General features: G+C 61.6%; 23 protein-coding genes and 1 tRNA gene. 15 read left to right on the top strand and 9 right to left on the bottom strand.

Features of this window, described 5'->3' with window-relative positions; translation table 11 throughout:
* Positions 1-26 precede the first annotated feature (26 nt).
* Complete coding sequence (locus IP85_RS19450) at positions 27-773, bottom strand: cytochrome c biogenesis CcdA family protein (RefSeq protein ID WP_054151323.1); 747 nt, start codon at positions 771-773, stop codon at positions 27-29.
* A gap of 183 nt (positions 774-956) precedes the next feature.
* On the opposite strand from IP85_RS19450, the gene IP85_RS19445 reads away from it, so the two are divergent.
* Positions 957-1,032: transfer RNA gene (locus IP85_RS19445), tRNA-Lys, on the top strand.
* A 119-nt stretch (positions 1,033-1,151) separates the two neighbouring features.
* Here the strand turns inward: IP85_RS19445 and IP85_RS19440 are convergent.
* On the bottom strand, positions 1,152-1,751 hold the full coding sequence (locus tag IP85_RS19440) for a twin-arginine translocation signal domain-containing protein (protein WP_054151322.1): 600 nt from the start codon (positions 1,749-1,751) through the stop codon (positions 1,152-1,154).
* An 84-nt stretch (positions 1,752-1,835) separates the two neighbouring features.
* The gene (locus tag IP85_RS19435) at positions 1,836-2,279 is read right to left on the bottom strand and encodes a nuclear transport factor 2 family protein (RefSeq protein ID WP_156323003.1); all 444 of its coding nucleotides are present in this window, start codon (positions 2,277-2,279) and stop codon (positions 1,836-1,838) included.
* Positions 2,280-2,540: 261 nt separating this feature from the next.
* Between IP85_RS19435 and IP85_RS19430 the strand changes: the two genes are divergently transcribed.
* From IP85_RS19430 to IP85_RS19410, 5 genes are all read left to right on the top strand, one after another.
* Positions 2,541-2,855: a helix-turn-helix domain-containing protein gene (locus IP85_RS19430; RefSeq protein WP_245280912.1), complete on the top strand. Its 315-nt coding sequence runs from the start codon at positions 2,541-2,543 to the stop codon at positions 2,853-2,855.
* A 194-nt stretch (positions 2,856-3,049) separates the two neighbouring features.
* Positions 3,050-4,348 (top strand): efflux RND transporter periplasmic adaptor subunit, encoded by a 1,299-nt coding sequence (locus IP85_RS19425; RefSeq protein ID WP_054151321.1) that lies wholly within the window; start codon positions 3,050-3,052, stop codon positions 4,346-4,348.
* Between the two features lie 8 nt (positions 4,349-4,356).
* On the top strand, positions 4,357-5,073 hold the full coding sequence (locus IP85_RS19420) for an ABC transporter ATP-binding protein (protein WP_054151320.1): 717 nt from the start codon (positions 4,357-4,359) through the stop codon (positions 5,071-5,073).
* Entirely contained in the window at positions 5,063-6,268 is a 1,206-nt protein-coding gene (locus IP85_RS19415; RefSeq protein WP_054151319.1) for an ABC transporter permease, read from the top strand. The genes IP85_RS19420 and IP85_RS19415 overlap by 11 nt, the downstream gene beginning before the upstream one ends.
* Before the next feature lie 122 nt (positions 6,269-6,390).
* Positions 6,391-6,732, top strand: coding sequence for a hypothetical protein (locus tag IP85_RS19410; RefSeq protein ID WP_150127382.1), 342 nt, complete (start codon positions 6,391-6,393; stop codon positions 6,730-6,732).
* Positions 6,733-6,740: 8 nt separating this feature from the next.
* Here the strand turns inward: IP85_RS19410 and IP85_RS19405 are convergent, their stop codons facing one another.
* Positions 6,741-7,460 (bottom strand): phosphodiester glycosidase family protein, encoded by a 720-nt coding sequence (locus tag IP85_RS19405; protein WP_245280911.1) that lies wholly within the window; start codon positions 7,458-7,460, stop codon positions 6,741-6,743.
* Between the two features lie 195 nt (positions 7,461-7,655).
* Between IP85_RS19405 and IP85_RS19400 the strand changes: the two genes are divergently transcribed.
* Entirely contained in the window at positions 7,656-8,186 is a 531-nt protein-coding gene (locus tag IP85_RS19400; RefSeq protein WP_054151317.1) for a GNAT family protein, read from the top strand.
* A 110-nt stretch (positions 8,187-8,296) separates the two neighbouring features.
* On the opposite strand, the gene IP85_RS19395 is transcribed toward IP85_RS19400, so the two are convergent.
* Together IP85_RS19395 and IP85_RS19390 are read right to left on the bottom strand one after the other, a co-directional pair.
* On the bottom strand, positions 8,297-9,001 hold the full coding sequence (locus IP85_RS19395; protein WP_054151316.1) for a 4Fe-4S dicluster domain-containing protein: 705 nt from the start codon (positions 8,999-9,001) through the stop codon (positions 8,297-8,299).
* A 98-nt stretch (positions 9,002-9,099) separates the two neighbouring features.
* The gene (locus IP85_RS19390; protein WP_054151334.1) at positions 9,100-10,665 is read right to left on the bottom strand and encodes a trimethylamine methyltransferase family protein; all 1,566 of its coding nucleotides are present in this window, start codon (positions 10,663-10,665) and stop codon (positions 9,100-9,102) included.
* 271 nt (positions 10,666-10,936) lie between these two features.
* Here IP85_RS19390 and IP85_RS19385 point away from each other — a divergent pair, with 271 nt between their 5' ends.
* Entirely contained in the window at positions 10,937-11,638 is a 702-nt protein-coding gene (locus IP85_RS19385; RefSeq protein ID WP_054151315.1) for a B12-binding domain-containing protein, read from the top strand.
* Between the two features lie 24 nt (positions 11,639-11,662).
* Here the strand turns inward: IP85_RS19385 and IP85_RS22650 are convergent, their stop codons facing one another.
* Both IP85_RS22650 and IP85_RS19380 read right to left on the bottom strand, forming a co-directional pair.
* Positions 11,663-11,797: a hypothetical protein gene (locus IP85_RS22650; RefSeq protein ID WP_256367284.1), complete on the bottom strand. Its 135-nt coding sequence runs from the start codon at positions 11,795-11,797 to the stop codon at positions 11,663-11,665.
* Between the two features lie 50 nt (positions 11,798-11,847).
* Positions 11,848-12,009 (bottom strand): hypothetical protein, encoded by a 162-nt coding sequence (locus tag IP85_RS19380; RefSeq protein WP_054151314.1) that lies wholly within the window; start codon positions 12,007-12,009, stop codon positions 11,848-11,850.
* A gap of 17 nt (positions 12,010-12,026) precedes the next feature.
* On the opposite strand from IP85_RS19380, the gene IP85_RS19375 reads away from it, so the two are divergent.
* Complete coding sequence (locus IP85_RS19375) at positions 12,027-12,674, top strand: DUF1638 domain-containing protein (RefSeq protein ID WP_054151313.1); 648 nt, start codon at positions 12,027-12,029, stop codon at positions 12,672-12,674.
* A gap of 27 nt (positions 12,675-12,701) precedes the next feature.
* Here the strand turns inward: IP85_RS19375 and IP85_RS19370 are convergent, their stop codons facing one another.
* Complete coding sequence (locus IP85_RS19370; RefSeq protein WP_150127522.1) at positions 12,702-12,815, bottom strand: entericidin; 114 nt, start codon at positions 12,813-12,815, stop codon at positions 12,702-12,704.
* Positions 12,816-13,093: 278 nt separating this feature from the next.
* Here IP85_RS19370 and IP85_RS19365 point away from each other — a divergent pair, with 278 nt between their 5' ends.
* From IP85_RS19365 to IP85_RS19340, 6 genes are all read left to right on the top strand, one after another.
* A complete protein-coding gene (locus tag IP85_RS19365; protein ID WP_054151311.1) occupies positions 13,094-13,741 on the top strand; it encodes an exopolysaccharide biosynthesis protein in 648 nt (215 codons plus the stop codon).
* Between the two features lie 2 nt (positions 13,742-13,743).
* Positions 13,744-14,529, top strand: a complete 786-nt coding sequence (locus tag IP85_RS19360; RefSeq protein WP_054151310.1) for a formyl transferase — start codon at positions 13,744-13,746, stop codon at positions 14,527-14,529.
* 108 nt (positions 14,530-14,637) lie between these two features.
* Positions 14,638-14,940, top strand: coding sequence for a virulence factor (locus tag IP85_RS19355; protein ID WP_006727754.1), 303 nt, complete (start codon positions 14,638-14,640; stop codon positions 14,938-14,940).
* Positions 14,933-15,532, top strand: a complete 600-nt coding sequence (locus tag IP85_RS19350) for a methylenetetrahydrofolate reductase C-terminal domain-containing protein (protein WP_054151309.1) — start codon at positions 14,933-14,935, stop codon at positions 15,530-15,532. Before IP85_RS19355 ends, IP85_RS19350 begins: the two co-directional genes overlap by 8 nt.
* Before the next feature lie 2 nt (positions 15,533-15,534).
* Positions 15,535-16,632 carry a methylenetetrahydrofolate reductase gene (locus tag IP85_RS19345; RefSeq protein WP_054151308.1) on the top strand — a complete coding sequence of 366 codons (1,098 nt, stop codon included), beginning with the start codon at positions 15,535-15,537 and terminating at the stop codon, positions 16,630-16,632.
* A 69-nt stretch (positions 16,633-16,701) separates the two neighbouring features.
* Positions 16,702-17,675 (top strand): methyltetrahydrofolate cobalamin methyltransferase (locus IP85_RS19340; protein WP_069041319.1); only part of this gene is annotated, 974 nt, incomplete at its 3' end.

Raw genomic sequence — 17,675 nt, 5'->3', positions numbered from 1 at the left:
AACGCGACGATGCGTTCAGACCGGACTTAGCCGATTTGCGACAGGATTGGAAAGGTCTGCTGAAACCAGATCGCCATGTCGGAGACATAACCGAAGATGAAGGCAAGCCCGGTCAGCACCAGCAGCCCGCCCATGGCTTTTTCCACCACGCCGAGATGCCGGCGGAAGCGCGTGAGAAACCGCATGAAGGCGCCCGAGAAGCCGGCCGCGATCCAGAAGGGCACGGCAAGCCCCAGAGAATAGATCGCCAGCAGCAGCGCACCATCCCCGACGGTCTCCTTCGAGGCCGCAACCCCGAGGATGGCGCCCAGGACCGGGCCGATGCAGGGCGTCCAACCGAAGGCGAAAGCGAGACCCATCACATAGGCGCCCGAAAGCGTTGCGGGCTTTCCCCCGCCTGCGAATCGATATTCCGAGGAAAGCAGCCCGAGGCGGAAGACGCCGAGGAAGTTCAGCCCCATGATGATGATGATAACGCCGCCGATCTTCGACAAGAGATCCATGTGCTGACGCAAAAGCCCGCCAATCGTCGAGGCACCGGCACCGAGCGCGACGAAGACGGTGGCAAAACCGAGCGTGAAGACAAGCGCCGTCAACATCACCGTCCGGCGGGCAGCCGCATTTTCAGCCTGGGCTCCGTCGCGGAACTGATCCACCGAAATACCGGCCATATAACAGAGATACGGCGGCACCAGCGGCAGCACGCAGGGCGAAAGGAACGACAGGGCTCCGGCCAGAAGCGCGCTGAAAAAGGAAATATCGGCAATCGACACTGTGAACTCCGGAACCCGAACCGGCCCTTCCTAATCCCGCAAGCCGGTGCTTGCCAATCACCATTGCGTAGACTGCGACAACAGGACTGAATTTTGCTGCCGAAACTGCATTTTTGCGGTTGACCGGCCGGGGTCACCTGCCTATGTTCCGCGCACTTCTTGAGGCGGCGCAAAACCGCACGGGAGAGCGTAGCTCAGCCGGTAGAGCAACTGACTTTTAATCAGTAGGTCCAGGGTTCGAATCCCTGCGCTCTCACCACTCCTCGCAAGTCTTTAGCGACGCGATTACCCCCAACAACCGAGAGATTGCCTTACCCACGTCTCAAGGCCATCGGAATATTCCGCAAGCCTTGCTTCCCGTCGTCTGTGACACGGTGGCTAGACTGGCTCGATGTAAAATGTCGGCGCCGGATAGAGTGCCGGTCTCTGGTCGCGCAGGACGCGCGCGGTGCGATGCGGCCGTGTGCCGGGCCCCGTGTCGAGATAATGCTGGGTTACCAGCGGGCGGAAGCCGTCGGCCCTGATCCAGTAATGGATATGCGGCGGTCGAGGCCAGTATTCAGCCGGAAAGACCGAAAGAACATCAAATCGGCCCTGCGAATCAGCGATCACTGTGCCGCGCAGATCGATCTGGTCGTCGCGAAAATCGCTATAGTCCCCGCTTTCTTGCGGGTGATAGCGACCTCGACCGTCCGTCTGCCATAGTTCGAGCCTTGCGCCAGCAACCGGCACATCGGGGGCCGCCGCGTTCATCACCTGGCCTGCGATCCGCATCACCTCCCCCGGCTTGCCAAAGCGGTTCAGATCGCGAACTACGGGGGTGTTGCTGATGTAATAGGGGCCCTCCATGTCGTCAGAGGTCGGGATCATGGCCTCCTGTGCTTTGGCCCAGGAGACCGAGAGGCCAAGGCTGGCCGGCACCATGGCGGCAAATTTCAGAAACCTGCGGCGGGCGGGGGCCTTCCTCTGGTCGGTCATGGTTTGTCTCCTGTCGTTGACGCGGCCGGCAACCACCGGCTCGAAAAGGCAGTGGGCCGAGGGCCGCAGCCCCCGCCACCAGGCTCATTTCATCGGTTCGAACATAGGCAGGCCGGAGGCGGTTTCCAGCACCTCGTCCTGGCCGACATCCCAATGTTCTGCGATTTTGCCATTCTCGACGCGGTAGATGTCCACGACGATCAGCGGCGTTGGTCCCCAGCCGGTATAGCGACCATGGATGGCCACCAGATCGCCTTCGGCGATCACCATGCCGATTTCATAGGTCATGTTGGCCGGCATGTCCTTCAGCGCCTCCTTCAGCACCGCGCTGGTTGAGGCAAGACCCGGGTTACGCTGCATGTAGCTGTCGGCCCAATAGCGGTCGATCGCGGTCAGATCCTTCTTGGAAAATAGCTCCGTGACAGCCTTCACGACAAAATCCTTGTTGGATTCTTGCGCCATGGCGGTTCCAGCAAGGGATGAAAAGGTGAGCGCGAGCGCAAGCGCGCCGGATCTGAGAAGGGACATGGAAGATTCCTATTTTTGAGGTTTCACGAGCGAGATCAAGCCGGCACCGAACCGATTGGGAAGCGCAAGACAGAGCGTCACAACAAGTAGGTATCCGTTCGATACCAACGTCCTATTTATAATGTTGCAATTGATAAAGGAGGCACTTTTTGGTAACCGTGCCAAATCTGATCAGGAACCCGTGAGGACGTCGTGATTATACAAGAATCGTCAGAGACCCCCGGCATTTCGCTTGACCCGGCGACCTGTCCCGTCCGCCATGTGCTGGACGGCGTCAGCGACAAGTGGTCCATCTTGGTCATGGCGGCGCTGCATCTTTCGGCGCGCCGTTTCTCGGAATTGCGTCGCGACATCCCCGACCTATCGCAAAAGGTGCTGACGCAGACGCTGCGAAAGCTGGAACGAGACGGGCTGATTGAACGCATCGTCACTCCAACGGCCCCGCCGCGGGTGGATTATCTGCTGCGCCCTTTGGGTCAGAGCCTGTTCGCTCGATTTTCCCCTCTCGCCACCTGGGCGATTGAGCATCGAGCCGAGATCGACGCCGCCCGGTCTATGTATGATGCACGGAAATAGCCGGTCAGGCCGACCATATGCTCAGCCTCCAGCACTCATCTGAAAGCAGTTGCCGCACCTCCCACCAACCTTACCAATGTTTCACTGTCCTTTCCGCCGCGAAGGTCTATCTGCATCAATAGGGAACCCGTCGCCACTTGACCCCGATCAAGGGCGACGGCCCGAGCTTGGGCCATGGTCCCGGCAAAGTGAGAATGCAGTGTGACGGAGCAGACGTGAGCGAAGACGTAACACCGGAGAACTCGGCCGAAGCCGAGGAACTGAAAGCGATCCTGGCCAATGCCGCGCGGCCAAAGCGGCGCTGGGGTCTGCGCGTTTTTGTCATCCTCGCCCTCGCTGGTCTCGGCTACGGCGCCTATCTCTGGTCGGCCGGTGGCACGACGGTGAGCTATACGACGTCGGAGCTGAAACCTGGCAATCTGACGGTAATCGTCACCGCCACCGGGTCGGTCGAGCCCACCGTTCAGGTCGACGTTTCCTCGGAACAATCAGGCACCGTGCGGGAGGTACTGGTCGACTACAACAGCGAGGTGAAAAAGGGCGACGTCTTGGCGCGCCTCGATACCGACAAGCTGAATGCCGATCTGAAGGCCAAGGAAGCTGCGCTTGCCTCTGCCCGTGCCTCCGTTTCCAAGGCTGAGGCCGACGAGCAGTCCGCCAAGGCCAAGCTCGACCGGCTGACCACGCTGGTCTCCAGCCGAGTCTCCACCCAGCAGGATCTCGACACCGCCGAATACACCTTCCAGGCCGCATCTGCCGCGCGCCAGAGCGCAGACGCCGATGTCATCTCGGCACAAGCTGCTCTCGAACAGGCGAATCTGTCGCTCTCCAAGGCGACCATCGCGTCGCCGATCGACGGCATAGTTCTCTCGCGCAATGTCGATCCCGGCGCCACGGTGGCAGCCTCGCTGGAGGCGCCGACACTCTTCACCATCGCGGGCGATCTCCGGGAAATGGAGCTGCAGGTCTCTATCGACGAGGCCGATGTCGGGCAGGTCGCCGTGGGTCAGACCGCCACCTTCACTGTCGATGCCTTTCCCGATCAGCGTTTCCCGGCCGAGATCACCTCGATCCGCTATGCGTCCGAAACGGTGAACGATGTCGTGACCTATAAGGGCATCCTGTCCGTCGCCAATGACGAGCTTCTGCTGCGCCAGGGCATGACGGCGACCGCCGACATCGTCGTCCAGTCGGTCGAAGACGGCCTGCTCATTCCCAATGCCGCCTTGCGTTACTCGCCCCCCGCCACGCAGACCGAGACCGCCGAAGGCGGCAGCGGCGTCTTCAGCCTGTTTCGCCCACCACGCATGGCACCCGCCAGCGCGCCTGAGCCGACGGGCAGCGAACGCACCATCTGGCTCTTGCGCGACGGTCAGCCGGTCGCCGTCAACATCGAGATCGGTTCCTCCGACGGGCAGAATACGGTGATCCTCAAGGGCGACGTGAAGGAAGGCGACCGGGTGATCACCGATCAAACGGTTCGCAACGGTTGAGGCACAGGATGGCAGTGGCCCCGCTCATCGAGTTTCGCCAGATTTCCCGCATCTATGGCCGCGGTGAAGCAACCATTCGCGCGCTGGACAAGGTCGACCTGACGATCGATCGGCATGAATTCGTCGCGATCATGGGCCCGTCCGGCTCGGGCAAATCGACCGCCATGAACATCCTCGGCTGCCTGGATGTGCCGACCTCCGGCCAGTACCTGTTTCAGGGCATCGACACGACGGGCTTCGACCGAGCGCAATACACGTTGCTGCGCCGTCACATGCTGGGCTTTGTCTTCCAGGGTTTCAACCTGCTCGCCCGCACCTCGGCCGTCGAGAATGTCGAACTGCCTCTGGTCTATCGTGGCATGGATGCCCGTGAACGGCGAACCCGCGCCTTGACCGCGCTGTCGCAGGTCGGTCTGGCCGGCCGCGAAAACCACACGACCCAGGAACTATCCGGCGGCCAGCAGCAACGTGTGGCCATTGCCCGGGCGATCGTCACCAGCCCATCCGTGCTCCTGGCCGACGAGCCGACCGGCAATCTCGACACGAAGACCAGCCGCGAGATCATGGAACTGATCACCGGCCTCAACCGTGACCACGGAATAACCGTCATCATGGTCACCCACGAAGACGATATTGCAGCCTATGCCAAGCGCACGCTGCGTTTCGTCGATGGCCATATCCAGTCCGACACCCATGCTGGAGCGGTGGTCGCCGATGTTCTTTGAGACCCTGAAGCTCGCACTCCGCGCCATCCGCCGCAATCTGTTGCGCTCCTTCCTCACTGTGCTCGGCGTCGTCATCGGCGTCGCCGCCGTCATCGCGATGGTGACGATCGGCAACGGCACCACGGCTCAGGTCACGGCGGAAATCTCCAAGCTTGGCACCAACCTGCTCTTCGTCCGCCCCGGCCAATTCGGCCCCGGTCGCGCGGCAACCGATGCCAAGAAGTTCACCATCCGGGACCTCGACGCGATACGAGAGCAGATCCCGGGCCTGCGCGCCGTGGCCGCCATCAACCAGTCCAGCCAGACGGTGGTTTTCAGCGGCCAGAGCCGGCAGACCACGATCATCGGCTCGGGTAACGATTATCTCGTGGCCCAGAACTGGGAACTCGCCTCCGGCCGTAGTTTCATGCCATCCGAAGAGCGCGGCGGACAGGCCGTCTGCATCATCGGTGAGACGGTGCGCTCCAGGCTGTTCGGCTCGACCCCGGCCGTCGACCAGACCATCCGCGTCGGCAATGTCGCCTGCCAGGTGATCGGCCTTCTCGACAAGAAGGGGCAAAGCGGCATGGGCAGCGACCAGGATGATGTCGTGATGATGCCGCTCAAGGTGTTCCAGCGCCGCATCGGCGGCTCGACGGATATCTCCAGCATCATGCTCTCGGCCGAAGACGGCGTATCCACGGCAAAGGTGCAGGCCGATGTCGAACGCCTGCTGCGCGAGCGCCGCAAGATTATTGCTGGTCGCGACGATGATTTCACCGTCAACGACATGACCCAGATGGCAGCGACGCTCACCGGCACCACGACGCTGATGACGGGCCTGCTCGGTGCGGTCGCCGCCGTCTCGCTGCTCGTCGGCGGCATCGGCATCATGAACATCATGCTGGTGTCCGTCACCGAGCGAACGCGCGAGATCGGCATCAGGCTGGCGATTGGCGCAGTCGAGCGCCAGGTGCTGATGCAGTTCCTCGTCGAAGCGGTCACGCTGTCCGTCTTCGGCGGCGTGGTTGGCATCGCGCTTGGCCTTGGCATCGCCTATACGGCCGTAACCCTGATGTCGGTCCCCTTTGTCGCGAGCCCCTCGATCATCCTGCTCGCCTTCGCCTTTTCCGCAGCGATCGGCATGGTCTTCGGCTATTTCCCCGCCCGCCGCGCCGCGCAGATGAACCCGATCGACGCGCTCCGCCACGAATGACGGCCGGTCCCGGAACTGCGCGACCAGCTTGGGGCAAACTTGGCATGCTGTAGCTTGACCTAATGGATGCGTGGCCCGGCTATGCGTTCATGAGTATTTTGACCAGCAGAGGGAGTAAGCCCATGTCCGCCTTTCCGGACCGCGACACCGTCGCCGCCAAGATCGCCTCTATGCAGGAACCCGACCAGGCCTTCCTGAAGCTCATCTTCGAAAACCCGGCCCAGGACGATGCCTTGCTTGAAGGTCTTTACGTCTATCTCGAGATCGCCTCGGAATCCCGGTTTCTGAATTCGTTGAAGCTCGAGCGCAATGGCGAGTGGATCGGCGCGAATGCCCCGGCTCGCCTGCAGATCCGCCTGATGGAGGCCGCCCGTTCCAGCCAGCACCCGGCATTTGCCGCCTTCCGCACCGGTCTCAATCGTTCCGGAGGCCTCGAGCGTGCCTATCCCAAGGCCGCCGTCTGACCGCGGTCTCACTGCGGAATCGGCATGCTGACCGAGAGGATCGGCCCCATGGGGAACAGCCGGTCCATCCGCTTTTCTTCGGCGATGAACACGCTCGAAATCGTGCCGTCGAGATAGAGTGCGTTGGCGCAACCGAGCCTGTCGCGAAACAGGCGGGCGAAATCGTAGAACCGGACCGGCACCCGCGACACCACCATGTGCACCTGCCCCTCGGCATCGACGCCGATACCGTTGCGGATCTTGAAGCTGTCGCTATCGGCCAGAAACCGCGGATGCAGTCTGCCGTCGATGACCAGCATCGGGCCGGACTGCGTGCCGAAGTCGGGTGTCAGTCCGCTGGCGACGAAGGCCTTGGTCTCGATCACCGACGCCTTGCCATCCTTCATCAGGAAGACACCGTTCGGCAGCAGGTGAAAATTCCCCCATCCTCCGCCCGTGACAGCCGGTTTCAGCATCTTGCCATATTCGGCGAAGTAACCGACCGGCGACAGATCGTCGTGATACATGCCGGCATTCATCGCAAATGTCAGCACGCGCCGCTCGGCCCAGAGCTGGCGCCTCAAGCTGGCAAACCCGCCATAGACCTGCCCCTCGGGCGAGGCCAGATGCAGCCGGATCTCCTCGCGGCCAGGATCGAACCGGCAGGCGAGATAGCGGGCATCCCCGTCGATAAGGTCCTCGCAGGCCGCTAGCGCCAGCGATGGTAGGAAAAAGCATGCAATAAGCACGATGGATTTCAGACAGTAACGCACGCGGGACCCTCGGTGGAGAGAACCTCATGGCGGTGATTCCGGGCTTTGTGAAGGCTTTCTTCTTGCATTACATCTTGGACAACCAAAAATTACAGAATTCACAAATGCAATCTCTTCCAAGCATCTATTCCACTTAGAACACATGCACCGGACTTATAGATCGAGGTGATCATGAGCTGCATAAAAGGCCAACGTCTCCGCCTGCGCGCCGCGACCGCAGATGATGCTGAAGCCCGCTTTTCGTTGGGGCACAGCCCGGACATTGTTCGAATGTTCGGGGTAAGCCAAGCAGATCATAAAGCTATGACCCGGGAAGCGGCAAAAGCCTGGGCTCTCGGCCAGTCGAATGACCCTTACGCCTGGATTATTGAAGTCGGTGGACGGTTAATCGGCGAAATCAAACTCCACACTATAAACACTGTTGATCGCCGGGCCTCCATGGCGATCGCGATCTATGACCGCCAGTTGCTCGGCAAGGGCTTTGGAAGCGAGGCAATCCAGCTGCTTTTGCACCACGCCTTCACGCAACTGAACCTCCACCGGATTGCAGTGCGTGTTCTTGCCTATAATGAGCGAGCCATAAAGGCCTACAAGAAGTGTGGATTTGTGGTTGAAGGACGAGAGCGAGAGACCGCGTTCGTCGACGGCATCTGGCATGACGACCTGATGATGGGCATCCTTTCCAGGGAATATAATCGGTAGTGCCAGGAAATTTCGCCCAAGCAAAAACGAAAATAGACTTCTTGTCGTCTTGCCACTTGACCGGTGCTGTTTGAAAGCGCGCCGGCAGATACCGGGCCTCGTTCTCACCATCATCCCGGCAGCGTCAGAGCCCGCATGTGAAACTTGAGCTGAGCGTCCGGGTAGCGGTGCCCATCACCAACCGGACAGGCATTGCGGGCGAGACAACCCGACGCCATGCAACCACCCTGCCCTTCAGGGCTCGCCAGATGCGCGCGGCACGCCGCCACTTCGAACCCGTCCAGCGAGATGGCGCCGACAGGGCATGTCGACAGGCAAGGTTTGTCGCGACAGGTCTCGCAGGGCTGCGGCCCGGTCACAGGCCGCTCCTCCTGTGCTTCGTCCCAGTTGCGAAACAGAAGCGCCCCACGATAGCTGTGCCAGAGACCGAACTGCGGATGGATCAGGATCCCGAGCGGCGATGCTTTCAGTCCCTCGGCCCGCATCGCCCAGCGCTGGAAGGGTTGGTAAGGCGGATCTGACGGATAGCACGCTTCCGCCTCGATCTCGCCGGCGACCTGATCGATCACCAGCTTTGACCATCGGTCGAGCGGATCGGCGCCACCATGGTCGGCTTGCGCCATCCGCCAGCGCTCGAAATGCGGCCACATTGCACCACCCATGACCCCGATCAGGAGAGCGGCCTTTGCCGGCGCGCCGTCGGCAAGCATCGGCGCCTCGTCTTCCCCTCCGAAGTGAACAAGTCCGCGCGGCGCAAGTCCATGCGCAGCGAACCGCGCCTCGAGACTGTGCACAACGAATGAAGGGCCGCTCATCGCGGCCCCTCGATCTTGTAGTGGGGTCGCCAGACCTCCTCTTGGATCATGTCGGCAACCTGGTTGGCTCCGCCTTGCTCCCTGGCAACGGGACCCTTTCAAGTGAAGGCGTCAGGCATCGAATTCTTGCGGCTTGCGATGAAAGCAAGCAGCGCCTCGTCGATATCAGGATCGAGCGCCGGCGCCTCGTAAGCGTCGAGCCACGAACGGCAGAGCACATTGGCGCGGTCCTCGATCCGCTTGCGACCTTCGATTTCCCACTGCTCGAAAGAGTTGTTGTCGGCGAGCGCCGAGCGGTAGAAGGCCGTCTGGAAATTCGCCTGCGTATGGGCGCAGCCCAGATAGTGCGCACCCGGACCCACTTCGCGGATGGCATCCATCGCCTGACCGTCTTCGGTCAGATCGACGCCCTGTGCCATCTTCTGCATCATGCCGAGCTGGTCCTGATCGATCATGAACTTCTCGTAGCAGGCAGCAAGGCCGCCCTCGAGCCACCCGGCCGCGTGCAGGACGAAATTGGCACCGGCAAGCAGCGTCATGTTGAGCGTATTGGCGCTCTCATGGGCTGCCTGCGCATCCGGAACCTTCGACGCACAGAGCGAGCCGCCCGTACGGAAGGGCAGCCCCATGCGCCGCGCGAGCTGGGCAGCTCCATAGGACACCAGTGCCGGCTCCGGCGTACCGAAGGTCGGCGCACCCGACTGCATCGAGATCGAAGCGGCAAACGTCCCGAACAGCACCGGCGCACCCGGACGGATGAGCTGGGTGAACGAGGCACCAGCCAGAACTTCCGCCAGGATCTGCGTCAGCGTGCCCGCAACCGTGACCGGGCTCATTGCGCCGGACAGGATGAAAGGCGAGATGACCGAGGCCTGACCGTGACGGGCATAGACCTTGGCCGCGCCGAGCATGGTCTCGTCGAAGACCATCGGCGAGTTGGCGTTGATCAGGTTCAGCATGACGCAATTGTTTTCGACGAACTCGTCACCGAAGACGAGCTTGGCCATCGCCACCGAATCTTCCGCCCGCTCCGGTGCCGTGACCGAGCCCATGAACGGCTTGTCGGAATATTTGATGTGGCTGTAGACCATGTCGAGGTGACGCTTGTTCACCGGAATGTCGACCGGTTCGCAAACCGTGCCGCCCGACGAATGCATCGATGGCGCCATATAGGCCAGCTTCACGAAGTTGCGGAAATCCTCGAGCGTCGCATAACGGCGAACGCCTTCGAGATCGCGCACGAAAGGCGAGCCATAGACCGGCGCAAACACCGTGGCATTGCCGCCGATCGGCACGCTGCGCTCGGGATTGCGGGCGTGCCAGGTGAATTCCGACGGGGCCGTCTTCAAGAGTTCGCGACACAAACCCTTCGGGAAATGCACGCGTTCGCCCTTCACGTCGGCGCCAGCCTGTCTCCACAGCTCCAACGCTTCTGCGTCTTCACGGAATTCGATGCCGATCTCTTCGAGAACGGTGTCGGCATTGCGCTCGATCAGCTCCAGGCCTTCCTCGTCGAGGACCTCGTAGGTTTTGATCTTGCGGGTGATATAGGGCATCGACGGACCGGCACCGCCGCCGCTGCGCGATGCCCTGCGGGCCGCAGCCCCTCGTCCTTCGCCGCGTTGGCGGCGGCCTGCTCCCGGTTCTGCCGTGATGTCGTCCATGTCTGCTTCCTCGCTCGAGCGCTCGTCCGCGCTGCTTCTCTCCTCCATTATGCTATTCCAATCCGCATGTGAAACCATCCTTTATGCGCCAACCGCTTGCGTCTCACAGACATCGCCTTTTGGGCGTACTAGTCCCGGACCGTCGCTTTTCAGGGTTGCCACGTCGTAATCGAAAAGAGTTTTTCACGAACTTGAGGTTTAACTTTCGATCGGGCAGTCTCATGCCCGGCGCGACCGGAATCGCGTTTGAAAAGAAGCGGGAAGCACCACCATGGCCGAAGACGACATCATTCTTTCCGAACTCTCCGATGAAGAGCTCGTGCAGCAGATGCATGACGACCTCTATGACGGCCTCAAGGAAGAGATCGAGGAAGCGACACGTATTCTGCTCGACCGTGGCTGGGCACCCTACGACATCCTCACCCAGGCACTTGTCGAAGGCATGCGCATCGTCGGCATCGACTTCCGCGATGGCATTCTCTTCGTCCCGGAAGTTCTCTTGTCCGCCAACGCCATGAAATCAGGCATGACGATCCTGCGCCCGCTGCTCGCCGCAACCGGCGCACCGAAGCAGGGCAAGATGGTCATCGGCACCGTCAAGGGCGACATCCATGACATCGGCAAGAACTTGGTCGGCATGATGATGGAAGGCGCCGGCTTCGACGTCATCGACCTCGGCATCAACAACCCGGTTGAAAACTATCTGGAAGCCCTGGAACGCGAAAAGCCCGATATCCTCGGCATGTCGGCACTTTTGACCACGACCATGCCCTACATGAAGGTCGTGATCGACACGATGAAGGAAAAGGGCATTCGCGACGATTATGTCGTGCTCGTCGGCGGCGCGCCGCTCAACGAGGAGTTCGGCAAGGCTGTCGGTGCCGACGCCTATTGCCGCGATGCCGCTGTCGCCGTTGAAACGGCCAAGGAATTCATTTCCCGCAAGCACAACAGCATGGGTGCTCGCGCCTGAGGTTGAGAAACAGAGAAGCCGGCCTTAGAGGCCGGCTTCTGCGTAAACGTCGTCCTGAGGGGCATTCGCCATGGATTGCCATGCGACATGCCCTCCGGCGTACAGGATGGCCGCCATCATGTAGATGGCACTGGCCTTTGCAATCGTCGTGAGCGTCATGCTCCCTCTCCTGTTACAGCGCCGCTCAGGGCCTTGCCGCGCCTCGGTGGTTAGCGCGAAGCCGCAGCGTCGACGTTGCGGCCCGCAGACTGCGTCGCGTCGACGGTGTTGGCGGCATCCTGGCCAACGCCACGGATCGTATTGCCGCAGGACGACAGTGCGAAGACGGTGAGAACGAGGACTGCGCCGGCTGTCAGTTTTTTCGCCATCATGTTGATGTACCTTCTGTATGGGTGACGAGTGGAATGCGATGGAACAACGCGCCAAATCAAAAAAGGTTCACGTGATTGCGTGCGGAGCGATTGCCCGCGAGATTCTGGCCGTCAAAGCCCTGAATGGCCTTGAGCATCTGACGTTGGAATGTCTGCCCGCCATCTGGCATGTCTGGCCGGAGAAGATTGCACCGGCGCTGCGCGAAAAGATCGCTGAAGCCCGCTCTGCCGGCCATGACAACATCTTCATTGGTTATGCCGAATGCGGCACTCAAGGCGAAGTTGACAGAATCTGTCGCGAGGAAGGCATCGAGCGCCTGTCTGGGCCTCACTGTTATGCCTTCTTCACCGGCACCGAGAAGTTTCTCGCTGAATGCGAGACCGAATTTACCGCATTCTACCTGACCGACCTGATTACCCGCCAGTTCGAGGCCTTCGTCATCGAACCCCTGAAGCTCGACCGGCACCCCGAACTGCGCGACATGGTCTTCGGCAATTACACGAAGATCGTCTACCTCGCCCAGACCGAGGACGCCGAACTGCAAGCCAAGGCGAAATGGGCGGCAGACTATCTGAAGCTGGACTACGAATACCGCTTCACAGGCTACGGCGATCTGCAGCCTGAACTGGTTGCGGCAGCACTGGGCGCCGCCCCGGCCGCCTGATCATCTCAAATTTGGGTGACCTCTGCGTCAGCGCACCGAATTCGCAACGCTGCGACCGGCATCCTGCGTCGCGTCGACCGCATTGCCGAGATCATTGCCAATCCCGCGGATGGTGTTGCCGCAAGAGGAAAGGCCGAACATGATGGCGATGATGAGGGCGCCGACACCTGCAAAGCGCTGAGAAAAAACAGTCATCCTGATTCCCCGTCTGATCGATATCCGACGTCTTAGGTGCCCAGCACATGCGGAAAAATCAAGGCAGCGGCTTACGTCGATGATCAGATAACTCGACCTATCGCTCTTCACTCTCCCTTCACCATTCGCAAAAGCGTGACCGTGTCACCGATCCGCTTTAATTTCCCTGTAATCTACCCTTGCGACACTGCCAGTCAGGTCAACAAAGAACCAAGAGAAAACGAATGACCGACAGGGCGGAAACATGGGTGGCAGGTCTTGCCACCGCGCGTGAACACAAGCATCCCGAAAACCTCTCGGATCTTCTGGTCCGGTTGGCCCGCACGACGGACCGCAAGGTGACGATCCGCGACATCGCGATCGCGCTGCAGGACCGCTCCTTCGGCGCCTTTCTTCTGGTCTTCGCGCTTCCGAATCTCGTGCCGATGCCACCGGGTGCCACCTTCATCCTGGGGCTACCCTTGATCTTCGTCGCCTGGCAGATGATGGCCTCTCCGGGCGGGCGTGTGTTCTTTCCTCGTGTCGTGAGCGATTACGGCGTCGAGCCGCAGACCTTCGAGGCAATCGTCAAGCGTCTGGTTCCCTGGATGCGCTGGGCCGAAAAGCTGGTAGTCCCACGCTTCTGGCTGTTCGAGAGCCGCTTTGCCGAACGGCTTATCGGGGTGTTCGCGCTGATCCTCGCCATCGTCGTCTTCCTGCCGATCCCGCTCGGAAACTGGCCTCCGGCCTTTGCGCTGGCAGTCCTCGGCTTTGCCCATTCCCAGCGTGACGGTCTCGGTGTCGTCGCCGGCTGTGTGATCGGAGTGCTTTCTCTCGTCGTCGCCGCCTTTGTCGTCTACACCGCCGTGGCCGTTGTCGCGCTCGTCGTATGATCATGGAGAACGCAGCCGAAGCGACATCCCGCCGCGTAGTCGTCATGACCGCCGGCGGGCTCAATCCCATTATTGTCATCCAGCATCTCGCCAAGGCCGGCATGGATGTCCACGTTCTCCTGGAAAACCCGGAGGGAAAGGGCGAGATCACCCGACGTCGCGCACGGAGACTGGGCTGGATTGCAGCGCTCGGCCAGCTTGGCACGATGATCGCCGCCCGCCTTCTGCGCCGCCTTGCGGATCGCCGTGTCGAGGCGCTGTTGGCCGAACATGATCTGGACCGCACACTGCCCGACACTGTCCCGATCCATCCGGTCACCTCGATCAACGCCCCGGAGACGAAAGTCCTCGTCGAGCAGTTGAAGCCCGGCGCCATCCTGCTCGTATCGACCCGCTTGATGTCGGCGCGTCAGCTCGCCGCCATGCCCTGCCCGGTCATCAACCTGCATGCCGGGATCAATCCGAACTATCGCGGCCAGATGGGCGGCTACTGGTCGCTGCGCGAAAACGACCCGCAAAATTTCGGCGCCACCCTGCATCTCGTCGATGCCGGAACGGATACCGGCGGCACGCTCTACGAGGTCCGCACGAAACCCGCATCATCAGACTTCATCTCCACCTATCCCCTTCTGCTGACCCTTGCCGCTCTGGACATCACCCGCCAATCGATCGACGACGCGCTCAACGGTCGCCTCGCCCCCATCAAGCCGCAAGGTCCGTCCGCCCTGCGCTTCCCACCCACTCTCTGGTCGTGGATCTGGTGCGGTCTCACGCGCCGAATCTGGTAAAAACATCAGGACTCATGGCAGCGTCGTTTTTGGCGACAAGCGACGTCGTGAAAAGCGCAGTCCGGCGAATGCCCCCCGTGCATTCTGGCACCAAAGGGAGAGAGTGGCATGGCAGACAAGATCGTCGTTTACTGGCGGGATATTCCGGCTCAGGTGATCGTCAAGCAGGGTCGCAAATCGGCCAAGCGCGAGCTCTCGCTGCGCTTCACCGAGGCGATCGATATGGCCGCGATGCGCACTGGCGCTGCCGAAACCGACGCCTATCTCGCTGACTGGCGCAAGGCTGATCCGGTGCCGGTCGGTGACGACCTCGAAGCCGAAGCCGAAACGGCAGCCGCCGAAATAGAAGCCGCCTACGACAAGGCCCGCCTCGTGGCGCTTGTCCATGCCGGAGGCCGCGACAATGGGTGAACCTGTTCTCGTGGATCCCGGCCCGCCAAAAAAGGGCAATGCCGCTCCCGCAGCCAAGGCAAAGACTGGCGCGTTCACACCGGCAGGCGTTTCGCCCAACCGCCGCGCCCGCCGCTCCTATACGATCCGCCTCTGGGCCGTGCGCAATTCGCGTTTCCTCGAATGGTTCTACCGCAACTTCGCCAATGCCTTCCTCTTCCTCCATCCGGTCTGGAAGAAGCTCGGCTACAACAGGGTTGAAACCCCGGTCACCTTCGTCGAGCGCAATGTGAAGGGCTTGCTCTTCGACTGTCGCATGTGTGGCCAGTGCGTCTTGTCTTCGACCGGCATGTCCTGCCCGATGAACTGTCCCAAACAGCTGCGCAACGGACCCTGCGGCGGCGTGCGCGCCAACGGCAATTGCGAGGTCGAGCCCGACATGCCCTGCGTCTGGGTTCAGGCCTGGAACGGCTCGCGCAACATGGTCGCAGGAGACGCGATCCTGAAAGTGCAGAAGCCGGTCAACCAATCGCTGCGCGAGACATCCTCCTGGCTGCGCGTCACGGCGGAAGCCGCCGCCGAGCGCGAAAAGAACACGGCAAAGGAAGCCTGAGCATGACCCATATCGATGAAAATCCGCTTGGGGTCCACCTGCCGCTCGATCCCCTGCCCGGCCATTCCTCGCTCGGCCGACTGGAGCGCGTGTTGCGCCGCGGCGAATTCGCCGTCACCGCCGAACTCAACCCGCCTGATAGTGCCGACCCGGAAGACGTCTATGAGCGCGCCAAGGTTTTCGACGGCTGGGTCGACGGCATCAATGCGGTCGATGCCTCCGGCGCCAATTGCCACATGTCCTCGGTCGGCATCTGCGCGCTTCTGACCCGCATGGGTTACGCCCCGATCATGCAGATCGCCTGCCGCGACAAGAACCGCATCGCCATCCAGGGCGACGTTCTCGGTGCCGCCGCCATGGGCGTCGCCAACATCATGTGCCTGACGGGTGATGGCGCTCAGGCCGGCGACCAGCCTGGCGCCAAGCCCGTCTTCGATCTCGACTGCATGTCGCTCTTGGAGACCGTGCGCACCATGCGCGACGAATCGAAGTTCCTGTCCGGCCGCAAACTGACCAGTCCGCCCAAGGTATTCCTCGGCGCCGCGATCAATCCCTTTGCCCCGCCCTATGACTTCCGCCCCTATCGGCTTGGCAAGAAGATCGAGGCCGGCGCCCAGTTCGTCCAGAGCCAGTATTGCTTCGACGTGCCGATGTTCCGCGACTATATGGCGAAGGTCCGCGACCTCGGATTCCACGAGAAATGCTACATCCTCGTCGGCGTCGGTCCGCTCGCCTCTGCCAAGACGGCCAAGTGGATCCGCTCCAACGTGCCGGGCATCCACATTCCGGACCATGTGATCGCCCGCCTCGAGGGCGCACAGGACCAGAAGAAAGAAGGCAAACAGCTCTGCATCGACATCATCAATGAGGTGAAGGAGATCGAGGGCGTCTCCGGCGTACATGTCATGGCCTATCGCCAGGAGGAATATGTCGCCGAGATCGTCCATGAGTCGGGCATCCTGAAGGGCCGCCGCCCATGGAAGCGCGAGCACGGCCGCGCCGACGACATCGCTGCCCAGCGTATGCGCGAAATCGGCGCCGATCCGGTCCAGGACCAGCAGACGCTCGCAGGCCTTGCCGCCAATACCCAGCCCCATTGATTTTCCCCGGCTCTTGCCGGCACACCCCATTCCCGCCGTGCGAGAGCCGGCACCGACCGGAGGACTGAAATGACCCGCACCATCGTCGCATCCGCCACCAAGGAAATCATCATCGGTTTCGACCAGCCCTTCTGCGTCATCGGCGAGCGCATCAACCCGACGGGTCGCAAGAAGCTTGCTGCCGAAATGCAGGCCGGCAATTTCGACACGGTTATCAAGGATGCCCTGGAACAGGTCGCCGCGGGCGCCACCATGCTCGACGTTAATGCCGGCGTCACCTCCGTCAATCCGAACGAGACTGAGCCCGGCCTTCTGGTCAAGACCATGGAAATCGTCCAGGGCCTCGTCGACGTGCCGCTCGCGATCGATAGCTCCGTCACCGCCGCCATCGAGGCAGCCCTGAAGGTCGCCAAGGGGCGTCCGCTGGTCAATTCGGTCACCGGCGAGGAGGAAAAGCTCGAAGCCATCCTGCCGCTCTGCGCCAAGTACAATGTCCCGGTCGTTGCCATCTCCAACGACGAAACCGGCATCTCCCAGGATCCGGACGTCCGCTTTGCCGTCGCGAAGAAGATCGTAGAGCGCGCCATGGATTACGGCATCAAGCCGCATGACATCGTCGTCGACCCGCTGGTCATGCCGATTGGCGCCATCGGTTCGGCAGGCCTGCAGGTCTTTGCGCTGGTCCGCCGTCTGCGCGAAGAGCTGAAGGTCAACACCACCTGCGGCCTCTCCAACATCTCCTTCGGCCTGCCCCATCGTCACGGCATCAATGCCGGCTTCATCCCCATGGTCATTGGCGCCGGCATGACCTCTGCCATCATGAACCCCTGCCGCCCGCAGGAAATGGAAGCCGTCCGCGCCGCCAACGTGCTCAATGGCACCGACGAGAACTGCTACAACTGGATCAAGACCTATCGCGACTACAAGCCCGCCGAAGGCGGCGCCCACGCAGCCCCGGCCGCATCCCCCGCCTCAGCCTCGACCGGCGGCGGCCGCCGCGGCGGCCGTGCCGCGCGTGTGGGCGGTGGCGCACCGACGGAGTG

Source organism: Rhizobium sp. AAP116 (genome assembly GCF_001295785.1).
In the GTDB taxonomy this organism is placed as follows: domain Bacteria; phylum Pseudomonadota; class Alphaproteobacteria; order Rhizobiales; family Rhizobiaceae; genus Allorhizobium.
The sequence above is the reverse complement of the archived record's forward strand: the minus strand, read 5'-3'. Positions and strand labels throughout refer to the sequence as shown.